Raw genomic sequence first — 15,018 nt, 5'->3', positions numbered from 1 at the left:
TGAACATGAATCTTCTGCTCGCACAGGGGGTGGCTGGCAGCTTCCTGTTGATCAGTCTGATCCATCTGTACTGGGCTGCGGGTGGCAAGCGTGGCAGTGATGCGGTGATCCCCGAGGTGCCGGGGCCGGGGCCCGGCATGACCCAGCCGGCGTTCCGCCCGCCGGCCCTGGCCACGATGCTGGTGGCAGTGGCTTTGTTGCTGGTGGCGATGCTGGTGTGCCTGAGGGTCGGGCTCTACCTGCCGACGGTGACCCACCCGTCTCTGCAGTGGGTGATCAGCGCCATTGCCTTGCTGATGTTCGCCCGGGCCATCGGCGACTCCGAGCTGGTGGGTTTTTTCAAGGAAGTCCGGGATTCGAAATTCGCCCGCCTCGACACCCTGTTCTATTCCCCCCTGTGCGTGGTGCTGGGGGCCGGGTTGCTGGTGCTGGCCTGGGCCTGAGGGCAGTCAGCCGGCGCTGGCCAGTGCAGGAACTGGCTGGTGCAGGAGCTGGCTTGCCGGCGAAGGCGTTTTCGAAGTCACCGCAAGGCTCACGGGCCTCGTCGCCGGCAGCCGACTCCTAGGTGCAGCGGATGTGCTCAGTTGCCGGTTTCGCTGCGTTTGCTGCTGATTTCCGCCGGCACATCGTCGCCGGCCATGCGCTTGCGAAACAGCGCGGCCCGCGCCAGCAGCAGGGTGGTCACCGGTACGGTGATGGACATCAGCACCGGGATCAGCCAGGCGTGCAGCACCGGCCCGGACTTGAGCGCGGAAAAGTACAGGATCGACGCCAGGGCCACGGCCCAGGAGCCCATGGTGGAGGCCAGGGCCGGCGGGTGCATGCGCTGGAAGTAGCTCTTCATGCGCAGGATGCCCAGGGCCCCGATCAGGGCAAACACACTGCTGATCACCAGCAACAAGGCCACCAGCACTTCCACCCAGAGTGGCAATTGTTCCAGGCTGTTCATTCGATCACCTCGCCACGCAGAAGGAATTTGGCCAGGGCGAAGGAGCCGACAAAGCCGAACAGGGCGATCAGCAGCGCCGCCTCGAAGTAGGTGTCACTGGCGTAGCGCACGCCCAGCACCAGCATCATCAGCATCGCCAGGATGTACAGGTAGTCCAGGGCCAGAACCCGGTCCTGGGCCGAGGGGCCCTTGAACAGGCGCACCAGGGTCAGGACCATGGCCAGGGAGAAAATGAACAGACTCAGCAAGATCGCGTTGGTCAGCAGGACACTCATTCGAAAATCTCCATCAGCGGGCGCTCGTACGTGGCCTTGAAGTGCTGGATGAATTGCGCCTCGTCCTTCAGGTCGAAGACGTGCAGCAACAGCAGGCTGCGGTCCAGGGACAGCTCGGACCAGACCGTGCCCGGCACCACCGTGGTGATGGTGGACAGCGCCGCCAGGCCATTGGCGTCCCGCAGGTCCAGGGGGATCTTGACGAAGGCCGAGTGCACCGGGCGCCGGCCGTTGTTGAGCACGCCCCAGGCCACCAGCAGGTTGGACACCAGCACGTCGCGGCCCACCACCAGGAACAGGCGCAGGATGGTGCCCGGGCGGCGGATGCGGATCGGCAGGGGCCGCAGGGGCTGCATCAGCAGCGGCGCGAGAAAGCCCAGCAGGGCGCCCAGCAGCAGGTTGCCCGGGCTGAGGGACAGGTTCAGCACCAGCCAGAGCAGCCACAGTGCCAGGGACAGGAATGGCGCGGGGAACAGGCGCTTCATGGGTGCACCTCCACTGCCGCTGCGGTCTTGGATTCAGGGCTGAGCACGGTGCGGGTGCCCAGCACCGCCATCACGTAATGCTCCGGGTGGTTGAGGCTGTCGGCGGTGGCCTGGGTGAAGCGCAGCAACGGCTCGGCCTTGAAGCTGAGCAGCACGCAGAGCCCCAGCAGCGCCACGATCGGCAGGCACTCCAGGCGCCGCAGCACCGGCGAAGGGCGTTCCTCCGGGGTCCAGAAGCGCTGCACACCCAGGCGGGCAAAGGCAATCAGCGAGGCCAGGCCCGAGAGGATCAACAGCGCCAGGAAGCACCAGGCCGCCGGGGTGATCGGCGCGCCCTCGCTGGCCCCCAGGCCCTCGGGGTTGAGCAGGGCGGCAATCAGGTTGAGCTTGCCGATGAAGCCCGATAGCGGCGGCATGCCGATGATCAGCAAGGCGCAGGCGATGAAGCTCAGGCCGAGGAAGGCCATGGTCCAGGGGATCACCTGGCCGACCACCACTTTCTGTTCATCGTCGAGGTTGCTGCCCCGTGGCGGGTGCAGCGACTCCATGGGCCGCGGCAGGATCTCGCCTTCATCCTCCAGGGGGATCTCGTTGGCCGAGCGCGAACGCTCGATCAGTTCTGCCAGCAAAAACAGCGCGCACATCGCCAGGGTCGAGCTGAACAGGTAGAACAGCGCCGCGCCGGTGAGGGCCGGCTGGGCGAAGCCGATCACCGAGATCAGGATGCCGGCCGACACCAGGATGCTCAGGCTGGCCATGCGTTCCAGGCGCTGGGCCGGAAGAATCGCCAGGGCCGCGCAGAAGATCGTCGCCATGCCGCCGTACACCAGCCACTGGCTGCCGAAATAGGCCGAGGCCCCGGCTTGCCCGGAGAACAGCAGGGTCCATAGGCGCAGTACGGTGTACACACCGACTTTGGTCATGACGGCGAACAGTGCCGCCACCGGCGCGCTGGCCGAGGAGTAGGCGGGCACCAGCCAGAAGTTCAGTGGCCACATCCCGGCCTTGGCCAGGAAGGCGATCGCCAGGATCGCCGTACCGGCGTGCAGCAGGCCGCGGTCGGCTTCCGGCACCAGGGGGATCTTCATCGCCAGGTCGGCCATGTTCAGGGTCCCGGTGACCCCGTAGATCATCGCCGTGCCGATCAGGAACAGCGACGAGGCCAGCAGGTTGATGGTGATGTAGTGCAGCCCCGAAGACACCCGCGCGCGCCCCGAGCCGTGCAGCATCAGGCCGTAGGACGCCGCCAGCAGCACCTCGAAGAAGACGAACAGGTTGAACAGGTCGGCGGTCAGGAAGGCCCCGTAGAGGCCCATCAGCTGGATCTGGAACAGGGCATGGAAACTGGCCCCGGCGCCGTCCCAGCGGGCCATGGCGAACAGCAGCGCGCTGACCCCGATGATACCGGTGAGCACCAGCATCAGCGCCGACAGGCGATCGACCACCAGCACGATGCCGAACGGCACCTGCCAGTTGCTGGGCAGGTACACGCCGAAGGAACCGGTGGCGCCCTGGACCTGGGTCCAGTACAGCAGGTAGCCCGCCAGGCACAGGCCCAGCAGGGTGGAGAGCAGGTTGATCCGGGCTTTCAGCGGGCGATGCTTTTCCCCCAGCAGCAACATGATGCCCGCGGTCAGCAGCGGCAGGAGGATGGGGGCGACGATCAGGTGCGACAACGGATTCATTCCTTGGGCTCCCGGCCATCGACGTGGTCGGTGCCGGTCAGGCCCCGGGAAGCCAGGAGCACCACCAGAAACAGCGCGGTCATGGCGAAGCTGATGACGATGGCCGTGAGCACCAGCGCCTGGGGCAGCGGGTCGGTGTAGTGCAGCAGGTCCTGGGGCACGCCGTCCTTGACGATCGGCTCCTTGCCGATGAACAGGCTGCCCATGCTGAAGATGAACAGGTTGACCGCATAGGACAGCAGGCACAGGCCCATCACCACCTGGAAGGTCCGCGGGCGCAGCACCAGCCAGACTCCGGAAGCGGCGAGGACCCCAATGGCGATTGCGATGACTTCTTCCATCAGGCGGCTCCGTTCTGAGTCAGGGATTTGGCCTGGCTGGCCGGCTTGTGGGCCCGCACCGACTGGTGCGCCAGAGCCGTGAGGATCAGCAGGGTCGCGCCCACCACCACGGCGTACACGCCGATGTCGAAGAACAGCGCGCTGGCGATGTGGATATCACCGAACAGCGGCAGGTCCACATGCAGCGTGTGGGTGGTCAGGAACGGGTAGCCCCAGGCCAGGGCGCCGAGGCCGGTGGCCAGGGCAACCAGCAGCCCGGTGCCCATCCAGCGCAGCGGCCGCAGGCTCATCTGCGCCTCGACCCACTGGGTGCCCGCCACCATGTACTGGAGGATGAAGGCCACCGACATCACCAGCCCGGCGACGAAACCGCCACCCGGCAGGTTGTGCCCGCGCATGAACAGGTAGAAGGACACCACCAGGGCAATCGGCAGCAGCAGGCGCACCAGCACCGCCGGCACCATCATGAAGCCCAGGGCGGTGTCGCTGGCCTGGCGCGGGTTGACCAGGTCGGTGACCACGTCCGGGGCCAGCAGGCGCTGCTGCGCCGGCAACTGCATGCTTTCCTTGGGCGGGCGGAAGCGGCGCAGCAGGGCGAACACGGTCAGGGCCACCGCCGCCAGCACGGTGATCTCGCCCAGGGTGTCGAAGCTGCGGAAGTCCACCAGGGTCACGTTGACCACATTGGTGCCGCCGCCTTCGGGCAGGGCGCGGCTGAGGTAGAACGAGGAAATGTCGTTGGGAGTGGGGCGGGTCAGCATGGCGTAGGACAGCACTGCCATGCCCAGGCCCACGGCCACCGACAGGCTCAGGTCGCGCAGGCGGCGGATGCGCGCCTTGGGCACGCTGCTGGGCAGGGGCGAGACGTCCTCGATCCGCCGTGGCAGCCAGCGCAGGCCGAGGAGGATCAGCACCGTGGTCACCACTTCCACCACCAACTGGGTCAGGGCCAGGTCCGGCGCCGAGAACCAGACGAAGGTCACGCAGGTCATCAGGCCGCAGACGCTGACCATGGTCAGGGCGGCCAGACGGTGGTACTTGGCTTGCCAGGCGGCGCCCAGGGCGCAGGCGATGGCCAGCAGCCAGAAGGTCACGAAGACGATGGAACCGGGGATCTTCGGCCGGTCGCCCCAGGTCAGCTGGCTGTAGAGCATGGGGATCAGCCCGGCGATCACCGCCGCCAGGATCAGCACGAACAGCTGGGTCTGCAGGCGCTTGGTGCTTAACCGGCGTTCCAGGCGCCGGGCCAGGCGGGTCATGCCCACCAGGCTGCGCTCGAACAACAGCTTGCCGTTGAGACGGCCCACGCCCGGCGGGTAGGCGAAACGGCCCGCCACCAGCGGCTTGTGCAGCAGCAGGTAGAGGACGATGCCGCAGGACATGGCGATCAGGCTCATGATCATCGGCGCATTGAGGCCGTGCCAGATGGCCAGGCTGTACTCGGGCAGGGTCCCGCCCACCACCGGCAGCGCCGCGGCGGCCAGCAGCGGGCCGATGATCTGCGCCGGGAAGATCCCCACCAGCAGGCAGGTGAACACCAGCAGTTCAACCGGGGCACGCATCCAGCGCGGCGGCTCGTGGGGCGTGTGCGGCAGGTCGGTGGCCGGCTCCCCGAAGAACACGTCGACCGTGAAGCGCAGGGCGTAGGCGACGCTGAAGGTCCCGGCGATGGTAGCGATCACCGGCAGGGCGATTTCCACCCAGGCGCTGGAGTTGATGAACACCGTCTCGGCGAAGAACATCTCCTTGGACAGGAAGCCGTTGAGCAGCGGCACCCCGGCCATGGAGGCGCTGGCCACCATGGCCAGGGTCGCGGTGTAGGGCATCAGCTTGATCAGGCCGTTGAGCTTGCGGATGTCACGGCTGCCGCTTTCGTGGTCGATGATCCCGGCCGCCATGAACAGCGAGGCCTTGAACGTGGCGTGGTTGAGAATGTGGAACACCGCCGCCACCGCGGCCAGCGGGCTGTTCAGGCCCAGCAGCAGGGTGATCAGCCCCAGGTGGCTGATGGTGGAATAGGCCAGCAGGCCCTTGAGGTCGTTCTGGAACATCGCGCAGTAGGCGCCCAGCACCAGGGTGCAGGCCCCGGCGCCGCTGACGATGTAGAACCATTCTTCAGTGCCGGACAACGACGGCCACAGGCGGGCCAGGAGAAACACCCCGGCCTTGACCATGGTCGCCGAGTGCAGGTAGGCCGAGACCGGGGTCGGTGCGGCCATGGCGTGGGGTAGCCAGAAGTGGAAGGGGAACTGCGCGCTCTTGCTCAGGGCGCCCAGCAGGATCAGGGGCAACAGGATCGGGTAGAGCGCGTGGGCGCGTATCTTGTCTCCGGCAGCCAGTACCTGGTCCAGGTCGTAGCTGCCCACCACATGGCCGAGCAGCATGACCCCGGCCAGCAGGCACAAGCCCCCGGCACCGGTGACCATCAACGCCATGTAGGCGCCGCGGCGGGCATCGGAGCGGTGGTGCCAGTAGCCGATCAGCAGGAAGGAGAAGAGGCTGGTGAGCTCCCAGAAGAACACGATCTGGATCAGGTTGCCGGAAATCACCAGGCCGAGCATGGCCCCCATGAAGGCCAGGAAGAAGGCGAAGAAACGCGGCACCGGATCTTGCGGCGACATGTAATAACGCGCGTAGAGCGCCACCAGGCTGCCGATGCCCAGCACCAGCAGCGAGAACAGCCAGGCGAAGCCGTCCAGGCGCAGCACGAAGTTCAGCCCCAGGCTCGGCAGCCAGGCATACTCCTCGCGAATCACCCCGCCATCGGCGATCTGTGGGTACAGCAGAGCCACCTGGATGGTGCCGATGAGTGCCACCAGGCCGGCCAGCAGAGATTCGGTGTTACGTGCGTTGTGCGGCAACAGGGCCGCCAGACAGCTGCCGATGAATGGCAGAAGCAGTAGAACTATCAGGGACATAGGCTTCTAATCTGCGGAAAAGTATGACGCATAATACGTGCCAGGCCCTGGATCACCAACCGCCATGCGCGGCCCGGGCCCCCTAAGAAATGTTACATACGCTTTCAAAGGTAGGAGACAAATGCCTGATGCGCCCGTTCACCGGGTGCTGTGGGGCAAATGCCCTGCCCAGCTCAAGCCGCCACAAGGATCGACAAGGGTGCACATGATTAAAGGATCGGCCTTGGGCCGGCTGTTTCGACGGGGCGCGTTCGCCGTACTGTTCACCGCCTTCGGTGCGGCATCGGGCATTGGCCTGGAGCATTATCTGGACCGCCCCGACATGCTCAAGACCCGCCAGGCGCTGGTCATCGAAGGCCCGCAGGGGGATGAGCGCAACTATGTGCTGCCGCCGGGCACGGTGCTCTATTTCGACCGCGCCTTTGCCGAGGGGCACGCGCTCTACCACGCCTACTTCTACTATCACGGCGAGCCTGAAAATGACCGGGTACTGCTGGAGCCCAAGCACAAGGGCTCCCTGACCGTCCCCACCTGGCTCTACGCCCCCGGGGACCCCGCACTGTAGGCGCTGGCCTATCAGCGAGAGCGCCTGCAAGAGCGCCTTCGCCGGCAAGCCGGCTCCTACAGTCCCCAAGCCAGCTGTAGGCGCTGGCTTGCCAGCGAAAGGGCCCTCAAGAGCTCCCTCACCAGCAAGCCGCCCCCGCCGCGGGCCGTTGCTCAGGACTCCACCGCCTCGCCGCTCTGCTGTCCGGCTTCTGCCTTGGGCTTCCATTCGCTGATGATCACCGCCAGCACGATCAAGGCGCCGCCCAGCAACGCCAGCCCCGGCAGGCGCTCCCCGGCGATGCGCCCGACAATCCCGGCCCACACCGGCTCGCCGGCATAGATCAGGGTGGCGCGGGTCGGCGAGACGCTTTTCTGCGCCCAGTTCATTGCCAACTGGATCACCGCGCTGGCAGCCCCCAGGCCCAGGGCGCTGGCCAGCAGCAGCCAGGAAAACCCCGGCAGCGCTTCCCCGGTCGGCCACACCATGGCGAACGCCAGCAGCGAGGTGACCGCCAGCTGCACCACGGTGACCCGGCGCACATCCACCCGCCCGCCGAAGCTGCTGATGAGGATGATCTCCGCGGCAATGGCCACGGTACTGATCAGGGTGGCGATCTCCCCGGGGCTGAAGTCCAGGGACGCGCCATTGGGCCCGGACAGCAGCATCAGCCCGGTGAACGCCAGCATGATGCCGATACTCGGCAGCAACCCCGGGCGCTTGCCCATGAACAGCCATTGCAGCAACGGCACGAAGGGCACATAAAGGGCAGTGATGAACGCCGACTGGCTGCTGGGAATGCTTTGCAGGCCCACGGTCTGCAAACCGTAGCCGAGCATGATGGCGGTGCCGATAAAGGCCCCGGCGCGCAGTTCGAACAGGGTCAGGCCGCGCAAGTGGCGCAGTGAGAATGCACCGACCATGCACGCCGCTGCGGCAAAGCGCAGGCCGACGAAGAACATCGGCCCGCTGACGCTCATGGCGTTCTGCACCAGCAGGAAGGTGCCGCCCCAGATCATGGTGATCAGCACCAGCACGGCTTCGGCCTTGCTCAACTTGAACTGGAATCCGCGGGAGGGCGTTGCTGTCATGGCCTTGCGTGCTACCTGAGGGGGACGCACAATGCGCCGGAAGTTGGGCAGTATACTGCGCAGGCCCCGGGAGTGAGCAATATAGTGCACAAAGAAAACGTCCAGCGGGCCTCGGTCCTGCAACATGTCAGCCTCAACGTCCGCCGCCTGCGCAATGCCGCGGGCTTGAGCCAGAGCGCCCTGGCGGAAAAATCCAATGTCAGCCGGCGGATGCTGGTGGCGATAGAGGCGGGGGAGAAGAACGTCAGCCTCGGCACCCTGGACCGGGTGGCGGAAGCCTTGAACGTGGCCTTCAGCGACCTGATCCAGGCCCCGGATGCCCGGGACCCGAGCCGCATCAATGAGCTGGCCTGGGCCGGTGCCATCCCGGGCAGCAAGGCGGTGCTGTTGGCCAAGGCCGAGGCCAGTCGCGAGGTGGAGCTGTGGGAGTGGCAGTTGGAGCCCGGCGAGGTCTATCACTCGGAATGCGATGCCAAAGGCTGGAGCGAGCAGATCTACGTCTTCGAGGGCTGCCTGACGGTGTTCTTTGGCGACACTGAACGGCGCCTGGAAAGCGGCGATTTCTTCATGTTCGCCAGTCATGTTCCCCACGGCTATCGCAATGACGGCGCCCAGGCCACGCGCTTCGTGCGCAACGTGGTGTTCTGATTCCCCTCGCGTGCCGGCCACTGTTGGCTGACCAACAGTGGTTGAACATTTTGCCTTTTTTCAGTTGATGAGCTTTCTCTAGATAACTCATTAACTTACTGATAATAAAAGAAATTATATTTAGGCACGACTCCTGCAATTGTCCTGATAGCGAGCACCCGAGCGGTGTTCATCTTGATCTTCAGGAAGCGGAGTCGGCCCATGACAGTCCCAGCCCAACCCTCTCGCAGTGCCCACATCATCCGCAGCGATGCCGAGGCCATCAGCGTGGCCCAGGCCCTGGCCCAGCGCTTTGCCGTGGAGGCTGCGGTGCGCGACCGCGAACGGCGCCTGCCCCGGGCAGAGCTCGACGAATTTTCCGCCAGCGGCCTGTGGGGCATCACCATCCCCAAAGAGTACGGCGGTGCCGGGGTGTCCTACGCCACCCTGGTGGAAGTCATCAAGCTCATTTCCGCCGCCGACCCGTCTCTCGGCCAGTTGCCGCAGAACCACCTGGGGGTTGTGGACATCCTGCTGCAGACCGCCAGCGAAGAGCAGAAGCAGCACTACTTCGCCAAGGTGTTGCAGGGCTACCGCTTCGGCAATGCGTTTTCCGAGGCCGGCAGCAAGCACGTCGGCGCCTTTGAAACCCAGATCCGTTTCGACGGCGAACAGGCGCAGATCGACGGCGAGAAGTTCTACTGCACCGGGGCGCTGTTCGCCCACATCGTCCCGGCGGTGGCGGTGGACGAACACAACCAGGCGCACATTGCCTTTATCGAGCGCGACAACCCTGGCCTCACGGTGATCGACAGCTGGGACGGCTTCGGCCAGCGCACCACCGCCAGTGGCGGGGTCAGCCTCAAGGCGGTGCGGGTGCCGCGCAGCGCGGTGATCCCGGCCCATCGGGCCTTCGACCAGCCCACCGCCGATGGCCCGATCTCGCAAATCATCCAGGCCGCGGTGGACACCGGCATCGCCGTCGCCGCCCTGGAAGACGCCAAGCACCATGCCCGGCAATCCCGGCCGTGGATCGACAGCGGCCTGGACCATGGCTGGCAGGACCCGTTCACCATCGCCGCCATCGGCGACCTGGAATGGCGGGTGCACGGCACCGAGGCGATCCTCGCCAAGGCCGCCGAGGCGGTCGATCAGGCCCTGGCCCAGCCCGGTGAAGACAGCGTCGCCCAGGCCTCCCTGGTGGTGGCCCAGGCCAAGGTGCTGTCGGCGGAGAGTGCCTTGCTCGCCGCCAGCAAACTCTTCGAACTGGCCGGCACCCGTTCGGTGTCGGGCAAGTACAACCTCGACCGCCACTGGCGCAACGCCCGCACCCACACCCTGCACGATCCGGCGCGCTGGAAATATCACCTGATCGGCAACTACCTGCTCAACGGCATCAAGCCGGCCCGCCACGCCTGGAACTGAAGGACTGCGCCATGAATGCACTGACTCGCCCCGACACCCCCCAAGCGGCCCTGGAACACAACGCCCAGGTCCTGCAGCGGGCCCGCGTCCTGCTGCAGCAAACCCTGGATTTCATCCGCGAGCAGGCCCGGCCCTGGAGCGGCAGCGGCCTGGCCAGGGCCAGCGACGACCCGTATGTGATCAGCCGCTTTGGCGACCTGCAGATCCGCATCGAAGTGGCAGCCGCCCTGCAGGAGCGGGCCCAGCACCGGCTGCAAGAGGATCAGGACCCGGCCGAGATCGCCATTGCCCTGGCCGAGGCGGCGATTGCCGCCGCCGAAGCCCTGGTGGCGGCCGGCAACGCCGAATTCGAACTCACCGGCCAGCGCACCCCGCAGCCCCAGACCCTGGATGACCCGCTGCGCTGGAAATACCAACTGATCGGCAACTACCGCCTCAATGGCGTGCCACCCCAAGGTTTCAGGAGTGTTGTGTGATGTCCCGTGAAATCCGCCTCAATGCCTTCGACATGAACTGTGTCGGCCACCAGTCGCCGGGCCTCTGGGCCCACCCCCGGGACCGCTCCTGGCAGTACAAGGACCTGGAGTACTGGACCGACCTGGCGAAAATCCTTGAAAAGGGCAAGTTCGACGGGTTGTTCATCGCCGATGTGCTGGGCATCTACGACGTCTACAACGGCAACGGCGAGGCAGCGATCCGCCAGGCCGCCCAGGTCCCGGTGAACGACCCGCTGCAGCTGATCCCGCCCATGGCCCTGGTCACCGAGCACCTGGGCTTCGGCCTCACCGCGTCGCTGTCCTTCGAGCACCCGTACCCCTTCGCCCGGCGCCTATCCACCCTCGATCACCTGACGAAGGGCCGCGCCGGCTGGAACATCGTCACCTCCTACCTGGAGAGCGGGGCCAAGAACATCGGGCAGCAGGCCCAGACCGAACACGACGCTCGCTACGACTACGCCGAGGAGTACCTGGAGGTCTGCTACAAGCTCTGGGAAGGCAGTTGGGAAGACGGCGCGATCCTGCGCGACCGCGAGCGACGGATCTTCAGCGACCCGAGCAAGATCCACGAGATCCGCCATGTCGGCAAACACTTCCAGGTGCCGGGCATCCACCTCTGCGAGCCGTCGCCGCAACGTACCCCGGTGCTCTACCAGGCCGGGGCGTCCAGCCGGGGCAAGCAGTTCGCCGCCGAGCAGGCCGAATGCGTGTTCGTCGCCGCGCCGTCCAAGGTGCTGTTGAAAAAGACCGTGGCCGACATCCGCCGCCGGGCCGCCGAGGCCGGGCGCGATCCGTCGAAGATCCTGATCTTCAACCTGCAGACGGTGATCCTGGGCGAGACCGACGCCAAGGCCAAGGCCAAGTTCGAGGAATACAAATCCTGGGTCAGCTACGAGGGCGCCATGGCGCTGATTTCCGGCTGGACCGGCATCGACTTCAGCCGCTTCAAGCCCGACGAGCCCCTCAAGCACGTGCACACCAACGCCATCCAGTCGGCGGTGGAGGCCTTCTCCACGGCAGACCCGAACAAGGTCTGGACACCCCATGAACTGGCGGACTGGGTGGGCATCGGCGGCTTTGGCCCGTTGTTCGTCGGTAGCCCGGAAACCGTCGCCGACCTGCTTCAGGAATGGGTGGAAGAGACCGACGTCGACGGCTTCAACCTGGCGTATGCGCTGACCCACGAAAGCTTTATCGACGCCGTGGAACTGCTGGTGCCGGAGTTGCAGAAGCGGGGCGTCTACAAGACCGAATACGCCCCGGGCACCCTGCGGGAAAAACTCTTCGGCGCCGGCCCGCGCCTGCCCGAAAGTCACCCGGGCAGCGCCTGGCGCAACCTGGGCGGGCAACGCCAAACAGCCGCGCAACGTGCCAGCGCCTGAACCCCGCGCCCTGTAGGAGCTGGCTCGCCAGCGAAGGGGCCCACGCCTTCGCCGGCAAGCCGGCTCCTACAAGCGAAAAGGCCCACAAGGCCCCCGTTCATTTCCAGCCAGCGGACCACCGCACGCGATTGCCAAGAGATCGAGGTCAACTCATGAGCGTGCATGAACTCAAGCGTGCGCCGAGCGCGGATTCGCCAGCGCCCCAGGCCCGGCTGCAGTTGAGCGGGGCCCTGGAGCGGTTGCACCACTGGGCCCAGGTCAGCCCGTTGCACAACGCCTTGCGCCACAAGCGCCACGGCCACTGGTACGCCTGGCGCTGGATCGACGCCCTGCGGGACGTCGAGCGCCTGGCCGACGGCCTGCGCCAGCAGGGCCTGACGCCGGATTCGCGGTTGGCAGTCAGCGCCCGCTTCGAACCGGACCTGCTCCTGCTGGCCCTGGCGGCCCACAGCCTTGGCGCCGAGGTGCTGAGCCTGGACGACGAGCTGCCGCCCCAAGCCCTGCGCCAGACCCTGTGGCGCCTGCAACCGAGCCACGCCTTCGTGCATTCGCGCCAGCAGGTGCTGGATTGGGTCGCCGCCAGTGAAAACGCTCTGGCCCCGCAGTTGCTGATTGCCGGGCAAGCCTTGCCGCGCCTGCCGGAAGGCGCGCATCTGCCCCTGCTGGAATTGCGCGAGCTGCTGGGCCGGGGCGAGCCACCCCGGCGCCAGGCCAATTGGCGCGCCCCGGTCGGCAGCGGCCAATTGTGGAGCGAGGAGGGCACGCAATGGCAGGAGGGCCTGACGGTGCTGCTGGAGCAATGGCTGGCCAGTGGCCAGTGCCTGGCCTTCGCCGAAAGCCGCGGCTCGACCAGCCGCGACCGGCGGGAGGTGGCCCCCAGCGGCCTGCTGCTGTCGCCCCAGCGCCTGCAACGCCTGGCGGACGAGATCGAGAGCCGCCTGGCGCCCCCCGATAGCTGGCGTCGACGCCTGTGCGAGTGGGCCTTGGCCCATCCCCAGGGCCTGTTGGCGCGCCTGCTCAAGCATCGGGTGCGCCGCCTGCTGGGCTTTTCTCGCCTGCAATTCATCTGGCAGGCCCCCCAGGCCACGACGCCACCGGCCACCCCGGCCTGGATCGTCGAATTCACACGGAACATTGCATGAGCCACGCCGAATCCATTTTGCAAGTCAGTGACATCTCCCTGTCGTTCAAGGGGGTCAAGGCCATCAATCAACTGTCGTTCGAGGTGCGCCGGGGCGAGATCTGTGCCCTGATCGGCCCCAATGGCGCGGGCAAGAGTTCGCTGCTCAACGTGCTCAACGGGGTCTATCGCTTTGACGCCGGGACCATCGTGTTCGAGCGCCAGCCGTTGCAGCGCATCGACCCGCTGGACGCCGCGCGCCGGGGCATCGGCCGCACGTTCCAGAACAACGCGCTGTTCAAGAAGATGAGCGTGCTGGACAACCTGCTCACCGGCCTTTCGCGCCACTCCCGCGCGCGCTTCATCGAACAGGCCCTGGGCTTGCCCCGGGCCCGCCGTGAAGCCCGGGCATTCCGCCAGCTGGCCGAAGGCATCCTGCAGTTTCTGGAATTGCAGGCATTGCGCGATGTGCCGGTGGGCAACCTGGCCTATGGCCTGCAAAAGCGCGTCGAGTTGGGCAGGGCGCTGATCGCCGGGCCCAGCCTGTTGCTGCTGGACGAACCCCTGGCCGGAATGAATGCCGAGGAGAAGCAGGAAATGGCCCGCTTCATCGCCGACATCAACCGTGACCTGGGCACCACCGTGGTGCTGATCGAGCACGACATGGCGGTGGTCATGGACCTGTGCGACCACGTGGTGGTGCTCGACTACGGACGCAAGGTGGGCGATGGCACACCGGCCGAGGTCCAGGCCAACCCCGAGGTGATCGCCGCTTACCTGGGGGCCGTGCACTGATGGCATTCTTCTTCGAAACCCTGCTCGGCGGTCTGCTGGCCGGCACCCTGTATTCACTGGTGGCCATCGGCTTCGTGCTGATCTACAAGGCCAGTGGCGTGTTCAATTTCGCCCAGGGCTCGATGCTGCTGTTCGCCGCGCTGACCTTCGTCAGCCTGCACGAGCAGGGCGTGCCTTTCGCCCTGGCACTGTTGCTGACGGTGCTGGTGATGATCCTCGGCGCCTGGCTGATCGAACGCCTGGTGCTGCGGCCCTTGGTCAACCGCTCGCCGATCACCCTGTTCATGGCCACCCTGGGCCTGTCGTTCATCATCGAGGGCCTGGCCCAGGGCCTGATGGGCTCCCAGGTGCGGGCCCTGGACCTGGGCATCGACGATGTGCCGCTGTTCCTCGGGCCGCTGATGGTCAGCCAATTCGACCTGATTGCCGCGGCTACCGCCCTGGTGCTGGTGACGGTGCTGGCGCTGCTGTTCAACAAGACCCGCATCGGCATCTCGCTGCGGGCGGTAGCCGACGACACCACGGCGGCGCTGTCCATCGGCATCAACCTCAACCGCATCTGGCAGATCGTCTGGGCGGTGGCCGGGGTGGTGGGGCTGGTGGCCGGGCTGCTCTGGGGGGCCCGCCAGGGGGTGCAGTTCTCTCTATCGCTGGTGGTGCTCAAGGCGCTGCCGGTGCTGATCATCGGCGGCTTCACCTCGATCGGCGGGGCGATTGCCGGCGGCCTGATCGTCGGCGCCGCCGAAAACCTGGCGGAGGTCTATATCGGCCCGCTGATTGGCGGCGGCATCAGCCCCTGGTTCGCCTATGTCCTGGCCCTGGCCTTCCTCTACATCCGCCCCGCCGGCCTGTTCGGCGAGCGGGCCATCGAGCGAGTGTGAATT

General features: G+C 66.4%; 16 protein-coding genes. 9 read left to right on the top strand and 7 right to left on the bottom strand.

Annotation, left to right across the window (positions count from 1 at the left end):
- The first annotated feature begins 5 nt into the window (after positions 1 to 5).
- The gene (locus ACUXVH_RS22120; protein WP_019094294.1) at positions 6 to 443 is read left to right on the top strand and encodes a DUF3995 domain-containing protein; all 438 of its coding nucleotides are present in this window, start codon (positions 6 to 8) and stop codon (positions 441 to 443) included.
- Positions 444 to 580: 137 nt separating this feature from the next.
- On the opposite strand, the gene ACUXVH_RS22115 is transcribed toward ACUXVH_RS22120, so the two are convergent.
- Genes ACUXVH_RS22115 through ACUXVH_RS22090 form a run of 6 tightly spaced genes read right to left on the bottom strand, consistent with a single transcriptional unit; the run spans position 581 to position 6,653 of the window.
- Entirely contained in the window at positions 581 to 949 is a 369-nt protein-coding gene (locus tag ACUXVH_RS22115) for a Na+/H+ antiporter subunit G (protein ID WP_011060902.1), read from the bottom strand.
- Positions 946 to 1,224 carry a K+/H+ antiporter subunit F gene (locus ACUXVH_RS22110; RefSeq protein ID WP_011060903.1) on the bottom strand — a complete coding sequence of 93 codons (279 nt, stop codon included), beginning with the start codon at positions 1,222 to 1,224 and terminating at the stop codon, positions 946 to 948. Before ACUXVH_RS22110 ends, ACUXVH_RS22115 begins: the two co-directional genes overlap by 4 nt.
- Positions 1,221 to 1,709 carry a Na+/H+ antiporter subunit E gene (locus ACUXVH_RS22105; protein ID WP_011060904.1) on the bottom strand — a complete coding sequence of 163 codons (489 nt, stop codon included), beginning with the start codon at positions 1,707 to 1,709 and terminating at the stop codon, positions 1,221 to 1,223. The genes ACUXVH_RS22110 and ACUXVH_RS22105 overlap by 4 nt, the downstream gene beginning before the upstream one ends.
- On the bottom strand, positions 1,706 to 3,394 hold the full coding sequence (locus ACUXVH_RS22100; protein ID WP_011060905.1) for a monovalent cation/H+ antiporter subunit D: 1,689 nt from the start codon (positions 3,392 to 3,394) through the stop codon (positions 1,706 to 1,708). Before ACUXVH_RS22100 ends, ACUXVH_RS22105 begins: the two co-directional genes overlap by 4 nt.
- Entirely contained in the window at positions 3,391 to 3,735 is a 345-nt protein-coding gene (locus ACUXVH_RS22095; protein ID WP_011060906.1) for a Na+/H+ antiporter subunit C, read from the bottom strand. The genes ACUXVH_RS22100 and ACUXVH_RS22095 overlap by 4 nt, the downstream gene beginning before the upstream one ends.
- Positions 3,735 to 6,653, bottom strand: coding sequence for a monovalent cation/H+ antiporter subunit A (locus tag ACUXVH_RS22090; protein ID WP_011060907.1), 2,919 nt, complete (start codon positions 6,651 to 6,653; stop codon positions 3,735 to 3,737). Before ACUXVH_RS22090 ends, ACUXVH_RS22095 begins: the two co-directional genes overlap by 1 nt.
- 205 nt (positions 6,654 to 6,858) lie before the next feature.
- Here ACUXVH_RS22090 and ACUXVH_RS22085 point away from each other — a divergent pair, with 205 nt between their 5' ends.
- Positions 6,859 to 7,218, top strand: coding sequence for a hypothetical protein (locus ACUXVH_RS22085; protein WP_169891825.1), 360 nt, complete (start codon positions 6,859 to 6,861; stop codon positions 7,216 to 7,218).
- 152 nt (positions 7,219 to 7,370) lie between these two features.
- On the opposite strand, the gene ACUXVH_RS22080 is transcribed toward ACUXVH_RS22085, so the two are convergent.
- Positions 7,371 to 8,378, bottom strand: a complete 1,008-nt coding sequence (locus ACUXVH_RS22080) for a DMT family transporter (RefSeq protein ID WP_015635330.1) — start codon at positions 8,376 to 8,378, stop codon at positions 7,371 to 7,373.
- Between ACUXVH_RS22080 and ACUXVH_RS22075 the strand changes: the two genes are divergently transcribed.
- The 7 genes from ACUXVH_RS22075 to ACUXVH_RS22045 all read left to right on the top strand — a co-directional run bounded on the left by ACUXVH_RS22075 (position 8,373) and on the right by ACUXVH_RS22045 (position 15,015).
- Entirely contained in the window at positions 8,373 to 8,936 is a 564-nt protein-coding gene (locus tag ACUXVH_RS22075; protein WP_065363838.1) for a helix-turn-helix domain-containing protein, read from the top strand. The two genes, ACUXVH_RS22080 and ACUXVH_RS22075, sit on opposite strands and share 6 nt — an antisense overlap.
- 201 nt (positions 8,937 to 9,137) lie before the next feature.
- Positions 9,138 to 10,340, top strand: coding sequence for an SfnB family sulfur acquisition oxidoreductase (locus tag ACUXVH_RS22070; RefSeq protein ID WP_065363839.1), 1,203 nt, complete (start codon positions 9,138 to 9,140; stop codon positions 10,338 to 10,340).
- A gap of 11 nt (positions 10,341 to 10,351) precedes the next feature.
- Positions 10,352 to 10,816, top strand: coding sequence for an acyl-CoA dehydrogenase (locus ACUXVH_RS22065; protein WP_065363840.1), 465 nt, complete (start codon positions 10,352 to 10,354; stop codon positions 10,814 to 10,816).
- Complete coding sequence (locus tag ACUXVH_RS22060) at positions 10,816 to 12,219, top strand: LLM class flavin-dependent oxidoreductase (RefSeq protein WP_011060913.1); 1,404 nt, start codon at positions 10,816 to 10,818, stop codon at positions 12,217 to 12,219. The genes ACUXVH_RS22065 and ACUXVH_RS22060 overlap by 1 nt, the downstream gene beginning before the upstream one ends.
- A gap of 152 nt (positions 12,220 to 12,371) precedes the next feature.
- Positions 12,372 to 13,361, top strand: coding sequence for an AMP-binding protein (locus tag ACUXVH_RS22055; RefSeq protein ID WP_065363841.1), 990 nt, complete (start codon positions 12,372 to 12,374; stop codon positions 13,359 to 13,361).
- Positions 13,358 to 14,134 (top strand): ABC transporter ATP-binding protein, encoded by a 777-nt coding sequence (locus ACUXVH_RS22050; RefSeq protein ID WP_011060915.1) that lies wholly within the window; start codon positions 13,358 to 13,360, stop codon positions 14,132 to 14,134. The genes ACUXVH_RS22055 and ACUXVH_RS22050 overlap by 4 nt, the downstream gene beginning before the upstream one ends.
- The gene (locus tag ACUXVH_RS22045) at positions 14,134 to 15,015 is read left to right on the top strand and encodes a branched-chain amino acid ABC transporter permease (protein ID WP_011060916.1); all 882 of its coding nucleotides are present in this window, start codon (positions 14,134 to 14,136) and stop codon (positions 15,013 to 15,015) included. Before ACUXVH_RS22050 ends, ACUXVH_RS22045 begins: the two co-directional genes overlap by 1 nt.
- The last annotated feature ends 3 nt before the right edge of the window (positions 15,016 to 15,018 follow it).

The organism is Pseudomonas sp. 8(2025) (genome assembly GCF_052665325.1).
Note: the sequence above shows the minus strand (reverse complement) of the source record. Positions and strands in the feature narration are given on the sequence as shown.

Excerpts from the sequence above, each read along its gene's own strand:
- ACUXVH_RS22105 (WP_011060904.1), bottom strand. The coding sequence starts at position 1,709 with ATGAAGCGCCTGTTCCCCGCGCCATTCCTGTCCCTGGCACTGTGGCTG.
- ACUXVH_RS22065 (WP_065363840.1), top strand. The coding sequence starts at position 10,352 with ATGAATGCACTGACTCGCCCCGACACCCCCCAAGCGGCCCTGGAACAC.
- ACUXVH_RS22115 (WP_011060902.1), bottom strand. The coding sequence starts at position 949 with ATGAACAGCCTGGAACAATTGCCACTCTGGGTGGAAGTGCTGGTGGCC.
- ACUXVH_RS22095 (WP_011060906.1), bottom strand. The coding sequence starts at position 3,735 with ATGGAAGAAGTCATCGCAATCGCCATTGGGGTCCTCGCCGCTTCCGGA.
- ACUXVH_RS22100 (WP_011060905.1), bottom strand. The coding sequence starts at position 3,394 with ATGAATCCGTTGTCGCACCTGATCGTCGCCCCCATCCTCCTGCCGCTG.
- ACUXVH_RS22090 (WP_011060907.1), bottom strand. The coding sequence starts at position 6,653 with ATGTCCCTGATAGTTCTACTGCTTCTGCCATTCATCGGCAGCTGTCTG.
- ACUXVH_RS22110 (WP_011060903.1), bottom strand. The coding sequence starts at position 1,224 with ATGAGTGTCCTGCTGACCAACGCGATCTTGCTGAGTCTGTTCATTTTC.
- ACUXVH_RS22045 (WP_011060916.1), top strand. The coding sequence starts at position 14,134 with ATGGCATTCTTCTTCGAAACCCTGCTCGGCGGTCTGCTGGCCGGCACC.
- ACUXVH_RS22120 (WP_019094294.1), top strand. The coding sequence starts at position 6 with ATGAATCTTCTGCTCGCACAGGGGGTGGCTGGCAGCTTCCTGTTGATC.
- ACUXVH_RS22070 (WP_065363839.1), top strand. The coding sequence starts at position 9,138 with ATGACAGTCCCAGCCCAACCCTCTCGCAGTGCCCACATCATCCGCAGC.
- ACUXVH_RS22085 (WP_169891825.1), top strand. The coding sequence starts at position 6,859 with ATGATTAAAGGATCGGCCTTGGGCCGGCTGTTTCGACGGGGCGCGTTC.
- ACUXVH_RS22050 (WP_011060915.1), top strand. The coding sequence starts at position 13,358 with ATGAGCCACGCCGAATCCATTTTGCAAGTCAGTGACATCTCCCTGTCG.
- ACUXVH_RS22060 (WP_011060913.1), top strand. The coding sequence starts at position 10,816 with ATGTCCCGTGAAATCCGCCTCAATGCCTTCGACATGAACTGTGTCGGC.
- ACUXVH_RS22055 (WP_065363841.1), top strand. The coding sequence starts at position 12,372 with ATGAGCGTGCATGAACTCAAGCGTGCGCCGAGCGCGGATTCGCCAGCG.